This window comes from Pseudoxanthomonas daejeonensis (assembly GCF_010093205.1).
In the GTDB taxonomy this organism is placed as follows: domain Bacteria; phylum Pseudomonadota; class Gammaproteobacteria; order Xanthomonadales; family Xanthomonadaceae; genus Pseudoxanthomonas; species Pseudoxanthomonas daejeonensis.
In genome coordinates, this window is sequence record NZ_PDWN01000009.1 from 56,871 (window position 1) to 70,988 (window position 14,118).

The 14,118-nt window shown below is 68.5% G+C and carries 15 protein-coding genes; 6 read left to right on the plus strand and 9 right to left on the minus strand.

What is annotated here, in order from left to right; all coding sequences use genetic code 11:
- The first annotated feature begins 38 nt into the window (after positions 1-38).
- From CSC65_RS10215 to CSC65_RS10230, 4 genes are all read left to right on the plus strand, one after another.
- On the plus strand, positions 39-1,157 hold the full coding sequence (locus CSC65_RS10215; RefSeq protein WP_238390349.1) for a tetratricopeptide repeat protein: 1,119 nt from the start codon (positions 39-41) through the stop codon (positions 1,155-1,157).
- 13 nt (positions 1,158-1,170) lie between these two features.
- A complete protein-coding gene (locus CSC65_RS10220; protein WP_162410472.1) occupies positions 1,171-1,401 on the plus strand; it encodes an RNA-binding S4 domain-containing protein in 231 nt (76 codons plus the stop codon).
- A gap of 136 nt (positions 1,402-1,537) precedes the next feature.
- Positions 1,538-2,578 carry a sensor domain-containing diguanylate cyclase gene (locus CSC65_RS10225; protein ID WP_238390350.1) on the plus strand — a complete coding sequence of 347 codons (1,041 nt, stop codon included), beginning with the start codon at positions 1,538-1,540 and terminating at the stop codon, positions 2,576-2,578.
- Between the two features lie 46 nt (positions 2,579-2,624).
- Positions 2,625-3,239 carry a mechanosensitive ion channel domain-containing protein gene (locus CSC65_RS10230; protein WP_162410474.1) on the plus strand — a complete coding sequence of 205 codons (615 nt, stop codon included), beginning with the start codon at positions 2,625-2,627 and terminating at the stop codon, positions 3,237-3,239.
- A gap of 29 nt (positions 3,240-3,268) precedes the next feature.
- Here CSC65_RS10230 and CSC65_RS10235 read toward each other — a convergent pair whose 3' ends face one another.
- Both CSC65_RS10235 and CSC65_RS10240 read right to left on the minus strand, forming a co-directional pair.
- Positions 3,269-3,532 (minus strand): DksA/TraR family C4-type zinc finger protein, encoded by a 264-nt coding sequence (locus tag CSC65_RS10235; protein ID WP_162410475.1) that lies wholly within the window; start codon positions 3,530-3,532, stop codon positions 3,269-3,271.
- Positions 3,533-3,658: 126 nt separating this feature from the next.
- On the minus strand, positions 3,659-4,813 hold the full coding sequence (locus tag CSC65_RS10240; protein WP_162410476.1) for an NAD-dependent epimerase/dehydratase family protein: 1,155 nt from the start codon (positions 4,811-4,813) through the stop codon (positions 3,659-3,661).
- Positions 4,814-5,030: 217 nt separating this feature from the next.
- On the opposite strand from CSC65_RS10240, the gene CSC65_RS10245 reads away from it, so the two are divergent.
- Positions 5,031-5,270 (plus strand): DUF2789 domain-containing protein, encoded by a 240-nt coding sequence (locus tag CSC65_RS10245; protein ID WP_162410477.1) that lies wholly within the window; start codon positions 5,031-5,033, stop codon positions 5,268-5,270.
- Positions 5,271-5,308: 38 nt separating this feature from the next.
- Here the strand turns inward: CSC65_RS10245 and CSC65_RS10250 are convergent, their stop codons facing one another.
- From CSC65_RS10250 to CSC65_RS10280, 7 genes are all read right to left on the minus strand, one after another.
- Positions 5,309-5,644: a zinc ribbon domain-containing protein YjdM gene (locus tag CSC65_RS10250; protein ID WP_162410478.1), complete on the minus strand. Its 336-nt coding sequence runs from the start codon at positions 5,642-5,644 to the stop codon at positions 5,309-5,311.
- A 97-nt stretch (positions 5,645-5,741) separates the two neighbouring features.
- Complete coding sequence (locus CSC65_RS10255; RefSeq protein WP_162410479.1) at positions 5,742-6,233, minus strand: hypothetical protein; 492 nt, start codon at positions 6,231-6,233, stop codon at positions 5,742-5,744.
- A gap of 106 nt (positions 6,234-6,339) precedes the next feature.
- Positions 6,340-7,896: a phospholipase D-like domain-containing protein gene (locus tag CSC65_RS10260; RefSeq protein ID WP_162410480.1), complete on the minus strand. Its 1,557-nt coding sequence runs from the start codon at positions 7,894-7,896 to the stop codon at positions 6,340-6,342.
- 89 nt (positions 7,897-7,985) lie between these two features.
- A complete protein-coding gene (gene crcB, locus CSC65_RS10265) occupies positions 7,986-8,411 on the minus strand; it encodes a fluoride efflux transporter CrcB (protein WP_162410481.1) in 426 nt (141 codons plus the stop codon).
- Positions 8,412-8,414: 3 nt separating this feature from the next.
- Positions 8,415-9,710, minus strand: a complete 1,296-nt coding sequence (locus CSC65_RS10270) for a replication-associated recombination protein A (RefSeq protein ID WP_162410589.1) — start codon at positions 9,708-9,710, stop codon at positions 8,415-8,417.
- Between the two features lie 138 nt (positions 9,711-9,848).
- On the minus strand, positions 9,849-10,442 hold the full coding sequence (lolA, locus tag CSC65_RS10275; protein WP_162410482.1) for an outer membrane lipoprotein periplasmic chaperone LolA: 594 nt from the start codon (positions 10,440-10,442) through the stop codon (positions 9,849-9,851).
- Positions 10,443-10,582: 140 nt separating this feature from the next.
- Positions 10,583-12,940, minus strand: coding sequence for a DNA translocase FtsK (locus tag CSC65_RS10280; protein ID WP_162410483.1), 2,358 nt, complete (start codon positions 12,938-12,940; stop codon positions 10,583-10,585).
- 221 nt (positions 12,941-13,161) lie between these two features.
- Between CSC65_RS10280 and trxB the strand changes: the two genes are divergently transcribed.
- Positions 13,162-14,115, plus strand: coding sequence for a thioredoxin-disulfide reductase (trxB, locus tag CSC65_RS10285; RefSeq protein WP_162410484.1), 954 nt, complete (start codon positions 13,162-13,164; stop codon positions 14,113-14,115).
- Positions 14,116-14,118 lie beyond the last annotated feature (3 nt).

Below are 14,118 nucleotides of genomic sequence, written 5' to 3' on the forward strand. Positions count from 1 at the left end.
GCATACACTGGCCGCACGCAGGACACCGGGAGATTGCCATGCTGAACAGCTGGACGATGATCGCTGCGTTGGCGCTTGCGCCTGCCGCCGCCCCCGATGACGGTGGTCATCCGCCCCCGCCGGCGTCCGTGCCCACGACCGCGCAGGTGATGGCCGTCCCCGACGAACTTCGCGAGCAGGTCAGGCAGCGGGTCGTGCTGCCGGGCGGGTCGCGCGACCAGAAGCTGGAACGCCTGGCCGGCTATGTCTTCGGCGACGATGGCCTTGCGCTGGAATACGACAACGAAACCACGCGCACGGTTTCCGAGGTCTACCGCGACCGCAAGGCCAACTGCCTCTCCTTCACCCTGCTGTTCGTCGCACTGGCGCGCGAAGCCGGGCTGGAGGCGCAGGTGCAGGAAGTGGGCGAGGTGCTGGCGTGGTACCAGGACGAAGGCGTGATCTACAACGCCAACCATGTCAATGTCGGCGTGCGCACCACCATGCAATGGCAGGTGGTGGACGTGGATACCAACATCCTTGCCGCGCGCAACCGCCCGCGCGGGATCACCGACCAGCGCGCCATGGCGCACTTCCACAACAACCGGGGCGCCGAGCTGATGGCCGCCGGCGATCCGCTCGGCGCCCGCTCCGCGCTGCTGGCCTCGCTGGCCGACGCGCCCGATTTCGTCCCGGCCTGGAACAACATGGGTGTGCTCCTGTTGCGCCAGGGCGACTCCCGGGGTGCCGAACGTGCCTACCTGACCGCGCTGCGGACCAAGTCAGATCACGCGGCCACGCTCAGTAATCTGGTAGGCCTGTACCGGCGCGCGGGCGATGCACGCATGCAGCGCCGCTACGAGTGGCGGCTGGACCGGGTCCAGGCCACCGATCCGTTCCACCAGTTCATGATCGCGCTGGAATGCGAGAACGACGCCCGGTACGACTGCGCCATCGCCCGCTATCGGCGCGCGATCCGCCTGCAGGGCGAGCAGCACCAGTTCCATTTCGGCCTGGCACGCGCCTACTTCCTGTCCGGGGACCTGTCGCGCGCGCAGCGCGAACTCGGCCGGGCCTATACCCTTGGCGGCAACGAGCAGGTACGCAGCGTCTACCGGCAGAAGCTCGACGGCCTGCGCCGCTGGCGCGAGCAGGCGTCGAGCCAGTTCCGCCCCTGAACTACGAGGCAAGATGGAAAACGTCGATTTCGAGCTGGAAGGTGAGTACGTCGAACTGAACCAGCTGCTCAAGCTGGCCGGGATCTGCGACAGCGGCGGTGCCGGCAAGGCCCTGGTGGCCGACGGTCAGGTCCAGGTCGATGGTGCGGTCGAGCTGCGCAAGACCTGCAAGATCCGCGCAGGTCAGCGCGTGGAATGCGACGGGGTCTCGATCCGGGTATTGCCCGGCCCCCTGCCCGCCTGAGCGGTATCATTCCGCCAGGAACTTGCGCGACGGGGGACGCCGCATGCCTACCGGGGTTTCCCTGGATCCAGACACCGATGCGCCGCCGGGTTCCGCGACCGGGCTGACTTCTGCCGCCTCCGGGCGACAGGCGCGCATGCCACGCCAGGTCTATCCGCTGCGCGTGCTCGGCATGGGCCTGGGCGGTATCGCGCTGGCCGCGGTCCTGTACGAGAACAATGCCGGCATCGGATCCTGGGCATGGCTCGGGTTCACTGCCCTGCTGTGGCCGCAGCTGGCCCTGTGGACGGCGCTGCGCAGCCGGCATCCGCACCGGGCCGAAGTGCGCAACCTGCTGTTCGATTCGGCGCTGGCCGGGATCTGGGTGCCGCTGATGCACTTCAACCTGCTGCCCAGCGTGCTGCTGCTGACCCTGGCGACGGTGGACAAGATCAGCACCGGCGTGCCGCGGCTGTGGCTGCAGTCGCTGCCCGTGATGCTGGCGGGGATGGTGCTGGGCAGCGTGGTGGCGGGCCTCGCGTTCCAGCCCGCCACGAGCATGCTGGTGATCCTGGCCTGCCTGCCGATGCTGCTGATCCACACCATCGCGGTGAGCCTGGCGGCCAACCGCCTGATCGCCCGGATCCGCGAGCAGAACCGCGCCCTGGACCAGTTGCAGCGCATCGATGCGCTCACCGGCCTGGCGGGACGCCGCCACTGGCAGCAGCAGGCCGAGGCCGCGCTTCGCCGGCTGCGCGACGACGGGACCGTGGCGACGCTGCTGATGGTCGACATCGACCGCTTCAAGGACATCAACGACCAGTACGGCCACGCTTCGGGCGATGACGTGCTGCGCCTGGTGGCTGGCCTCCTGCGCCGGCGCCTGGGCGATGCCGACAATGCCGGGCGCTTCGGTGGCGACGAGTTCGCGGTCGTGCTGGCCGGCATCGGGCGCGACGAAGCGTTCGCGATCGCCGAAGGCATGCGCCGCGACGTCGAGGCCGCCGAGACCTCCGCCCGGCACGCTGGCGGCTTGCGCTGTTCGGTGAGCATCGGCGTGGCCGAGGCCGATCCTGCCGATCCCGGCCTGCGCCAATGGCTGGAGGCCGCCGATCGGGCGCTCTATGCGGCCAAGCATGCCGGTCGCAACCAGGTCGCCGCGACGCCCGTGCGGGACCGGAGCGACCGCATCTCCTAGAATGCCCGGGCGGCGATCGCGCCGGCCACGCAGGAGCATCCGCGGGATGAGGGAACGTCTGCCCGTATGGGTGCAGGACTGGCTGGGCACGGTGTTGCCGATCGGCGAAGTGTTGCTGGTGCTGGTGGTTGCCTGGGTCCTGCAGCGCCTGGTTCGCGCGGTCGTGCGCCGCCTGGTCGCGCATCGGGGCCTGCCACCGGAGATGGCGGCGGTGCTGCGCCGCGTATCCGCCACCCTGATCGCCTGCGCCGCGCTCCTGCTGGTGCTGGAGCGGCTGGGTGTTTCCGGCACGGTCCTTTGGACCGCGTTCACCGGCTTCGCCGCGGTGGGTGCGGTGGCGTTCTTCGCCGCATGGAGCGTGTTGTCCAACATCTTCTGCACGGTGCTGATCTTCAGCACGCGGCCGTTCCGCCTGCAAGACCACATCGAGGTACTCGAGAACGGCGAGAAGCCGGGACTCAAGGGCCGCGTAATCGACATCAACCTGATCTTCACCACCCTGCAGGAGGTGGCCGTGGACGCCACCGACGAGGGCAGCGTCCTGCAGATACCCAACAGCCTGTTCTTCCAGCGCACCGTGCGCCGATGGCGTGGCCACCAGGTGCCACAACGGTGGCTCGCTCCGCCGCCGCCCGATCCTGCAACGCAGGAGAGGCGCTGACGCGACGCACCCTGTCCGCGCGATCGCGGTCAGCGCAACTGGCTGTCCTTGCTGCCACGGCGATTGAAGCCGCTGAAGCCGTTCTCTTCGTCATGCGCTTCCTGGCAGGCGACGCACAGGCGCACCCCGGGCACGGCGCGGCGACGCGCGACCGGTATCGGCGCGTCGCACTCCTCGCAGCGCTCCAGGCCGGGCCCCTGCGGAAGTTGCCGGCGCGCGCGTTCCACGGCGTCCTTCACCGTCGCGTCGATCTGCTCGTTGACCGCGTTGTCGCCTGCCCAGCCGGTTGCCATGGCGCTGTCCTCTTACGCTTTCGACCCAGCGTGCCCCCCTCACGATGAACCGTGGCCGAGCCACGGCTTCGTGGCTCATCCGGCCTTGTCGCGGGGTGATTGGGCCCGGCCTCCGACGCGAAGATCTCAGCCGGCCGTGGCCCTGGGACGCGCATGCCAGGCCTTGAGCACTTCGGCTTCGCGCTCGCGGGTGATGCCGGCACGCAGCTTGGCCTGGCGCTCAGCCGGCTGGCTGCCGAACCACTCCAGCGTCTCGGCCACGGTGGTGGCCAGCGGACGGAAGGTGAGCCCTGCACCGACCGCACGCGCATTGCTGACCTGGCCATAGCCGGCATATGGGCCTTCTCCGCGCGGCACCCAGATCGGCAGGTCGACCTTCTTTTCGACCAGGAACTCCGGGGCGACATGGGTGAACGTGGCGCTGCTGCCGCTCACCGAGCGCGAGGTCTCGAGCATCGCGTCCATCAGCAGCGGCTCGCGCGGGCCGACCGCATTGAACGTGCCGAAGGTGCGGGCCTCGGCCAGGCGGATCATCCATTCACCCAGGTCGCGGCCATCGATGACCTGGATCGGGTCCTTGCCATCGCCGGGCACGAGCACTTCCCCGCCCTGCGCGACCCGGTGCGGCCAGTAGGTGAATCGATCGGTCTCGTCGCGCGGTCCGACGATGTAACCCGGGCGCACCACGGCCACGTTGTCGCCGAACTGCTTCCACGCTTCGGCTTCACTGAGTGCCTTGAGCGGGCCGTACAGGTTCTCCACGTCGGCCATCAGCGTCTGCTGGGTCTCGGCCATCGCATCCTTGCCCTTGTACGCCGCCAGCGGCGCGTCTTCGGTGATGCCCGGGCGGCTGCCGTCTGCGTAGACGGAGATGGTCGAGATGAAGAGGTAGTGGCCGACATTGCCCTTCAACGCCAGGCCAGCGTCGCGCACCCAGAACGGCAGGCTGGTGGGGTTGTCGATGCACACGTCCCATTGGCGTCCGCGCAGCGCGGACAGGTCGCCGCTGTTGCGGTCGCCGTGCAGCTGTTCGACTTCGCCCGGCCATTCCGGCGATGGCCGCTTGCCGCGGTTGAACAGGGTCACCTGGTGGCCGCGGGCCAGTGCGTACTGGACCTGGAAGGGTCCGGTGAAACCGGTGCCGCCCAGGATCAGGATCCGCATTGGACGGGCCGCGCGCGCGATCGGTACCGGTTGCGCCGCATGGGCCAGGCCGGGCAACGCCATCGCAGCCGCGGCCAGGGCACCGAGCCTGATCAGTTCTCGACGGGTGGTACGCATGCGGCCTTCCTCCTTGCGGCGGGGACACCCCGGGATGGAGCGCCTCCCCATGGCGGAGGGATTGATAGCATCACCCCGCCGGGCATGCCCATGACGGAAGTCGGGGGGCTGATCGGCACGGCGTCACCCGAGGTACGTCGCGCGCATCGATCGACCTGATCCCGCGTTGACGCCACTGGCGTCACGCTGGCGCACCCGCCCTCCCCCGGAGCTGTCCATGGAACCGACCGTACACGCGTTCTCCGACCTGTTCGCACAACTGGGCCTGCCGAATGATGCGCCCAGCATCCGCGGCTTCATCGCCACCCATGCGCCGCTGGCGGACAACATCCGCCTGGAAGACGCCCCGTTCTGGTCGGCATCGCAGGCCCAGCTGCTTCGCGACGAGCGGATCGAGGATGCCGACTGGGCCATCGTCGTCGACCAGCTCAACCTGGCATTGCGCGCGCCGGCCTGAAGTAACCGGGTGCGCCGCCAGGGTCGTCGGCGGCGCGCTCAGGCCTTGCGCAGGAAGATGGTCTTCAGCACCAGGCCCTTGATCTTCTCCGAGTTGCCTTCGATGTGCTCGGCGTCGTCCTCGACCAGGCGGATGTTGCGGATCACGGTGCCCTGCTTGAGCGGGATCGAGGAACCCTTCACCTTCAGGTCCTTGATCACCACCACGGTATCGCCGGCCACCAGCACGTTGCCGTTGCTGTCGCGCACGACCACGCCGGCGGCGGCAGCCTCCTCGGCGCCCCATTCATGGCCGCAATCCGCACAGATCCACAGCGCGCCATCGACGTAGGTATTTTCCAGTCCGCACTGCGGGCAGGTGGGCGACGTGGGCATGACTGTTTCCATTCCGGATGCAAGGCGCGCCATTTTACCCGCACCTGCCGGCGGCGGTAATCCGTGGAGCGTCAACGACGCCGGCACACCATGGAATCTACCGGGGCTCGCCCGGTGGCGGCATCGAAGCCGGGCGGGCGCAGCCGTTCACCGGCGTGCCACCGTCGATGACCAGCACCGCTGTGTAGGGAAAGCTCGCACCGGCCATGGTGTCCTGGCATTCGCGGGCGACGATCTTGAGCTCGACCAGTCCGTTCGCGTCGGACGCGCGCAGTGTGCGCGTATCGCCTGCGACATCGTTGGTGCTGATGGCCAGCTGGCGCTCGCTTTCGATGCCGCGCAGGGTCAACACCGGCCCGGAGGCCTGGGCGTGCCAGAACGGCTCGTTGGTGGAGGCGATGACGTCGCCCTGCAGGGCCGTATCGGCAGCCGTCCCCGCGGATGCGGGCGGCGTCGCTGCAACTTCGCCGGCGGCTGCGACTGCGGCGTCGGCGCTGGTGTCCTGAGGCGCATCCTTCCGGCACGCCGCAAGGGCGAGGCACAGGATCGCGGTCAGGCAGAGGTTCGCGGCAAGCAGGGGTGTGCGCATGGTGCGTCTCCTTGTTGCGGGAAAGGCCATCATGCATCAACTGCGGCAGGTGGCCAAAAAAACAGCGGATGCCCGGTGCGCATCGATGCCACGCCCGGCGACGCCGCTACAGCTGCGATTCCACCGGCAGGATCCGCATCAGCCACGCCAGCGCCTTCTGAGAGCCGGTAGCCTCCGGATCGCCGGTCCAGGTTTTCTCTCCATCGCTCCAGCGCAGGTCGCCGTGGTCCAGGGTGACCGACCAGGCGTGGTCGGGCGCGGTCTGGCGCGCGAACAGCAGCGCCAGTTCCGACGCGAGCGCCGGATGCCCGACCAGCACGCCCTGCTCGGTGTTCAACGAGGTCGAACGCGGATCCAGGTTGTAGGAACCGACGAACACCCCCTCGTCGACGATCATCGCCTTGGTGTGCAGGCTCGAGCCGGAGGATCCGGCAAGGCTGAACTTCGCCGGGGTCCCGCTGGGCTTGAGCTCCCACAGGCCGATGCCGCCTTCGAGCAGGTCGCGGCGGTAGCGACTGTAGCCGCCATGCACGGCCGCCACGTCGTTGGCGGCCAGCGAATTGGTCAGGATGCGCACGTCGATGCCGCGCCCGGCCGCACCGACCAGTTCGGCCGTGCCGCGCTCGCCTGGCACGAAATACGGCGAGATCACCAGCAGCCGCTGGCGCGCGCCGGCGATCTGGGGCAACAGCGCGGCGACCACCTCCGAACGCTTTTCCAGCGGCAGGCGCGCCTTGAGCGGATCGTCGCTGACGAAACGCCAGGTCCCGCTCCAGTGCAACTGCGTGCCTCCGTCGATGATGTCCTGCACGCGCGGATCTTCGCGCAGCACCGTGGCATAGCCGCTGCCGGCCAGTTCCTCGACACTGGCTTCGAGCACGGTACGCAGTCGCTCAAGTTTCTCGTCGCTGACCGCTTCGGGGGACAGCTGGTGGATCGGGTAGTTGGACGGTGAATTCCAGAAGCGATCGAAGTTGCTCGCTGCCGCATCCACCACCGGGCCGACCATGAGCATGTCCAGGTCGATGAAGTTGGCGCCGTCGCTGGCATTGAAGTATTCGTTGCCGAGGTTGCGCCCGCCGACCAGCGCCATGCGTCCGTCGGCGATCCAGCTCTTGTTGTGCATGCGGTGGTTGAGCCGCTTGAAGCCGGTGCTGAATTCGCCGGCCATGCCGAGCTTGCCCGAACGACTGGCCATCGGGTTGTACAGGCGCACCTCGATCCGGGGATGCGCATCCAGCGCGGCGAGCCCGGCGTTCTTGGCGCGCGCGTCCAGGTCGTCGACCAGGATGCGCACGCGCACGCCGCGGTCCGCCGCCTGCAGGGCCTGGCGGGCCAGCAGCCTGCCGGTGAGGTCGGCATGCCAGATGTAGGTCTGGATATCCAGGCTGCGCGTGGCCGCCTGCGCGCTGTAGGCACGCAGCGCGTACGCCTGGGTGCCATCGCTCACCAGGTGGAAGCCGGACTGCCCCGGGTTCGCCGTCGTGAGCGGGACCACCCGGCCGGCGATCACGCCCTCCGTGGCGGCGGGCAACGCCGGTTCGTCGGGCAGTTCCGCGCGAGGCGGCAGCCGGGCACAGCCGGCAACGACACCGAGCAGGACGACCAGGGCCAGGCTGCGGCAGCATCGCGCAGCTCCGGAAAGGTCGTAGGACACATTCATGCCGGTTGCCATCCCCTGCCCCTGCTCAGGCCGGTCCCGTCGGGACGCGCTCAGGCCGCAACCGATCCTCACCGATACCGCGGGGCGCTTCAAGCGCCCATGCGCAGCACGCGGTAGGTGTACAGGCCCAGCGCGGTCAGCAGCAACGAACCGAACAGGTGCAGGGCCACGCCGAGCACCGCGGTGCCGTACTGCTGGCGGGTCAGGTGCTGGACGATCTCGGCCGAAAAGGTCGAAAAAGTGGTCAGGCCACCCAACAGTCCGGTGACCAGGAACAGGCGCCATTCCGGCGCGATGCCCGGCCGGAACGTGATCCAGCCCAGCGCGATGCCGACGACGTACGCGCCGACCAGGTTGGCCGCCAGCGTCCCCAGGGCTACCGGACTGCGCGACGGATTGAGCCAGGCCGACAGCCCCCAGCGCATCCAGGCACCGATGGCCGCGCCACTGCCGACGGCGATGAAAGAACGCACCAGGTCCACCGCATCCTCCTTCTGCCCGCGTCTGGGCGGCATGCGCTATCGCTGCGGTTTGCGCGCCTGTTCGCGTGCCGCACGCAGGCGATCGAGCTTTTCCTTCAACCGGATCTCGAGCCCGCGCTCGACGGGCGAGTAGTAGGTGCGCTCGCCCATGGCATCGGGAAAACCGGTCTGGTCCAGCGCGATGCCGTCGTCGCTGTCGTGGTCGTACTGGTAGCCCTTGGAATAGCCCAGCTGCTTCATCAGCCTGGTCGGCGCGTTGCGCAGGTGCAAGGGCACCTCGGCGGTGCCGTATTCGCGCACGTCCGCCCGCGCGGCGTTGTAGGCGTTGTAGGCGGCGTTGGACTTGGCCGTGCTGGCCAGGTAGATCGCGACCTGGGCCAGGGCCAGGTCGCCCTCCGGGCTGCCCAGCCGTTCGTACGTGTCCCAGGCGTCCACCGACATCTGCAGTGCGCGCGGATCGGCCAGGCCGATGTCCTCGACCGCCATCCGGGTCAGGCGCCGGGCCAGGTAGGACGGATCGCAACCGCCGTCGAGCATCCGCGCCAGCCAGTACACCGCCGCGTCGGGATTGGAGCTGCGCACGGATTTGTGCAGCGCCGAAATCTGGTCGTAGAACTGCTCACCGCCCTTGTCGAAGCGCCGGGTGCGATCGGCCAGGACCTGCAGCAGGGTCTGCTCGGTGATGCGGCCGCCTTCGTCGACCGCCAGTTCGGCGGCGATCTCCAGCAGGGTCAGGGCGCGGCGCACGTCGCCGTCGGCCGCGCCGGCGATCTCGCGCAGCAGTGCGGATTCCACTTCGATGCCCTGCCCGCCCAGTCCGCGTTCGCCGTCCTCCAGCGCCCGCACCAGTGCGGAAGCGATGTCGTCGACCGACACCGCTTCCATCACGTGCACGCGACAGCGCGACAGCAGCGCCGAGTTGAGCTCGAACGAAGGGTTCTCGGTAGTGGCGCCGACGAAAACGATACTGCCACGCTCGATATGCGGCAGGAACGCATCCTGCTGGCCCTTGTTGAAGCGGTGCACTTCGTCCACGAAAAGCACCGTGCGGCGTCCTTCGGCGAAGCGTTGCGCGGCCTCGGCCAGTACCTGTCGGACTTCCGGCAAGCCGGACAACACGGCCGAGATCGCACGGAAATCAGCCTCGGCGTAACGGGCCAGCAGCAGCGCGAGCGTGGTCTTGCCGCAGCCCGGCGGGCCCCACAGCACCATCGAATGCACCCGGCCCGATTCCACCGCGCGTCGCAACGCTGAACCCGGTGCCAGCAGACGGCGCTGGCCAACCATTTCATCCAGGGTGCGCGGGCGCATGCGTTCGGCCAGCGGGCGCATGGCTTGCTGCCCTGCCTCATCGACGGCCAGCAGGCCGTCGGAAACCGGTTCGGGGTTGCGACGGGTTCTACTCATGACGCCATCCTAGCGCCTGCGGTCGCAGGCCCGGCGAGCGGCCCCGGAGTCACTGTGGTTGGATCACTGGCCGACGACGTCGACGTCCTTGCCCGGGACGAACTTGAACGTGCCCGGTGCGAACGACGGATTGCGCTTCCAGCCCTCGAAGCGGATCTCGGTCTTCTGCCCGACCAGGTCGAGCACCTGCATCCGGGCCAGGCCCTGCGCTCCGAAGCCCAGTCGCGCCATCTGGAAATTGGCTTCGGCATCGACCTTCGGGGTGAGGGTGAGCCACTGCAGGCCTTCGTTGGCCGCCGCTTCCTCGCTGACGTCGAACTGGCGGTCCAGCCGGGCCGGGTCGAACAGCGCGACCAGCGGGCTGTTGCGCTCCTCCTCGCCCTGCGTCTTGACGGTGGCCTGCTGCAGGTCCGGTTCGTAGACCCAGACCTTCTGCCCATCGGCGACGATCATCTGCGCGAACGGCTTGACGTATTCCCAGCGGAACAGGCGCGGCGCGGCGACGGCGACGGTGCCGCTGCTGCTTTCCTTGGCCCGGCCGTTGGCGTCGAACACCTGCTGGGTGAACCGCCCTTCCAGGCCCTTGAGCCCGGAGGTGAAGCGGGTGAGCTCGTCGCGGGCGCCGGCGACGGCATTGCCCGCAAGGAGCAGCGACATGGACAGGCCAAGAACGATTCGGGAAACGGTGCGCGGGGAGCGATGCATGGGGCGTCGGTCGCGAGGGTGGAGTGTGGCCGCCAGTGTGGCGCGACGAACCTGAACAGGCGTCGAGAATTCCACGACAGGCGGGCCGGTGTTCAGTCGCGCGGCGGTGGCGGCGCCAGCACGCTGCGGTCGCCGTTGTGCTCGGGCGGCGTGACCACGCCGGCCGCTTCCATCGCTTCGATCAGGCGCGCGGCGCGGTTGTAGCCGATCTTCAGGCGTCGCTGGACACCGGAAATCGAAGCGCGGCGGGTCTCGGTGACGATGCGCACCGCCTCGTCGTACAGCGGGTCGGATTCATCGCCGCCACCGCCGCCGGACTCGGGCAAGCCGGTCGCGCCGACAACCACCCCGTCGCCCATCGTCTGCACCTCGTCCAGCACGCCTTCGATGTAGTCGGCGCGGCCACTGGCTTTGAGGTGTTCCACCACGCGATGTACTTCCTCGTCGCTGACGAAGGCGCCGTGGATGCGCTCGGGCATGGCCGTGCCCGGCGGCAGGTAGAGCATGTCGCCGTGGCCGAGCAGGGTCTCGGCGCCGGACTGGTCCAGGATGGTGCGCGAGTCGATCTTGCTCGACACCTGGAACGCGATGCGGGTCGGGATATTGGCCTTGATCAGGCCGGTGATGACGTCCACCGACGGGCGCTGGGTGGCCAGGATCAGGTGGATGCCCGCCGCGCGCGCCTTCTGCGCCAGTCGGGCGATGAGCTCCTCGACCTTCTTGCCGACGATCATCATCATGTCGGCGAATTCGTCGATGAAGATGACGATGAACGGCAGCGGCTCGAGCGGACGCGGTGCTTCGCCCAGCTCCGGGTTCGGCTTGAACAGCGGGTCCATCAGCGGCTGGCCGGCGTCCTGCGCGTCCCTGACCTTCTTGTTGAAGCCGGCCAGGTTGCGCACGCCGACCGCGCTCATCAGCTTGTAGCGGCGCTCCATCTCCGCCACGCACCAGCGCAGGCCGTTGCCGGCCTCCTTCATGTCGGTCACGACCGGTGCCAGCAGGTGCGGGATGTCCTGGTAGACGGACAGCTCCAGCATCTTCGGGTCGATCATCAGCATCCGCAGGTCTTTCGGGCTGGCCTTGTACAGCAGGCTCAGGACCATTGCGTTGACCGCCACCGACTTGCCCGAGCCGGTGGTGCCGGCGACCAGCAGGTGCGGCATGCGCGCCAGGTCGGCCACGGTCGGGCGGCCGGCGATGTCCTTGCCCAGCGCCAGGGTCAGCGGACTGGCGGACTTGTCGTATTCCTTGGAGCGCAGCAGCTCGGACAGATAGATCATCTCCCGTCCGGTATTGGGGATCTCCAGGCCGATCACCGACTTGCCCGGGATCACGTCGACCACGCGCACCGACTTCACCGACAGGCCGCGGGCGATGTCCTTGTCCAGCGAACTGATCTGGCTGACCTTCACGCCCGGCGCCGGTTCCATCTCGAAACGGGTGATCACCGGGCCCGGATAGGCGCCGACGACCTGCGCGTCGATGCGGAAGTCCTTGAGCTTGAATTCGATCTGCCGCGACAGGGTCTCGAGCGTCTCCTCGGAATAGCCCTTGGTCTGCGGCTTGGGATCGTCGAGCAGGGCCAGCGGCGGCAGGCCGTCGGCGGTACCGCCGGCGCCCTGGAACAGCGGGATCTGGGTCTCGCGCTTGGCCCGCTCGCTCTTCTCCACCACCGGTGCGGCCGGCGGTTCGATCCGCACCGGCTCGCGGCGGGCCTGCCTGACCGCGTCGGTCTTGCGGACTTCCTCGCGCTCCTCGCGCAGGTCGCGGGTGCGCTTCCACTCCTCGGCCTGCTGGGTCTTGCGCCGCAGCAGGTCCGGTAGCGCGAGTACGCCGGCGCCGATCTTCTCCATCACCCAGAACCAGGACAGGCCGGTGGCCAGGGTGACCGAGACCAGCAGCAGCACGACCAGGAACAGGTTGGCGCCGAGTTCGCCGAAGCCGGTGGCCAGCGACTTGCCGACCAGCTGGCCGATCCCGCCGCCGGCCTGGCCCGGGTCACCGACGCCGCCGGTGCCGATCATCCGCAGGTGCAGCAGGCCGGTCAGCGAAATGAGGAAAGCGACGATGCCGACCAGGCGCAGCGCCGGGCCGAGCTCGTCTTCCTCGCCCAGGCCGAACAGCGCAATCCATGCCACCGCGCCGATGATCACGGGCAGGACGAATGCGGCGTAGCCGAACAGCTGGATCAGGACATCGGCGATCCAGGCGCCCGCCAGTCCGCCCAGGTTCTGCACCTGGCCGGTCACGCTGCCGCTGTTGGACCAGCCCGGGTCGTCGGGCGAATAGCTCACCAGGCATGCGAGCAGGTACAGCAACAGTGGCGCGATGACGATCAGCGCAAGGTCGCGCCACAGGCGTTGACGCCGCGGACTGGCCGCGCCGGCGTCGTCGCGCGCGTTCGTGCCGCGGCTGGACTTGCTGCGTTCCGTCAATGCCTTGGCCACGTCTGAAGATTGATCCTATGGTCCGGAAGCGCGGGTCTGGAAGCGCTCGCAGAATGCGATGTTAGGCCTTGATCTTAAACGCTTCTGTCAGCCATTGCCTAGCGCTGCATGGCATCCCCGGATTTGTCCGGGGACCTGCGCCGCGGCCGGACCCGTCCTTGATTCGCCCCGGTACGGCCGCCACTCTATACGCCGACCTTCCCTCATAATCTCCGGACTGCATGACCGCCACCAAGCATTCGCGCCTGCTCATCCTCGGTTCCGGCCCCGCCGGCTGGACCGCTGCCGTCTACGCCGCCCGTGCCAACCTCAAGCCGGTGGTGATCACCGGCCTGCAGCAGGGTGGCCAGCTGATGACCACCACCGAGGTCGACAACTGGCCCGGCGACGCGCACGGCCTGATGGGCCCGGACCTGATGACCCGGATGCAGGCCCATGCCGAACGCTTCGATACCGAGGTCATCTTCGACCACATCCACACCGCCGACCTGTCGAAGAAGCCGTTCACCCTGAGCGGCGACAACGCCACGTACACCTGCGACGCCCTGGTCATCGCCACCGGCGCGACCGCCAAGTACCTGGGCATCGAGTCGGAGGAGAAGTTCAAGGGGCGCGGCGTGTCCGCCTGCGCCACCTGCGACGGCTTCTTCTACCGCGACCAGGACGTGGTCGTGGTCGGTGGCGGCAACACCGCCGTGGAAGAGGCGCTGTACCTGTCCAACATCGCCCGCAAGGTCTACCTGGTCCATCGCCGCGACACCCTGCGGGCGGAGAAGATCATGCAGGACAAGCTGTTCGCGAAGATCCAGGCCGGCAAGATCGAAGCGGTCTGGCACCACGCCGTCGACGAAGTGCTCGGCGACGACGCGGGCGTGACCGGGGTGCGGGTGAAGTCGGTGCTGGACGGCAGCACCCGCGACATCGCCGCGCATGGTTTCTTCGTGGCCATCGGCCACCATCCCAACACCGGCCTGTTCGAGGGCCAGCTGGCGATGGACAACGGCTACCTGGAAATCCGCTCCGGCCTGGGCGGCAATGCGACCCAGACCTCGGTAGAAGGCGTGTTCGCCGCCGGCGACGTGGCCGACCAGCATTACCGGCAGGCGATCACCTCGGCCGGTTTCGGCTGCATGGCCGCGCTGGACGCAGAGCGCTACCTCGACAAGGGCGCCTGATGC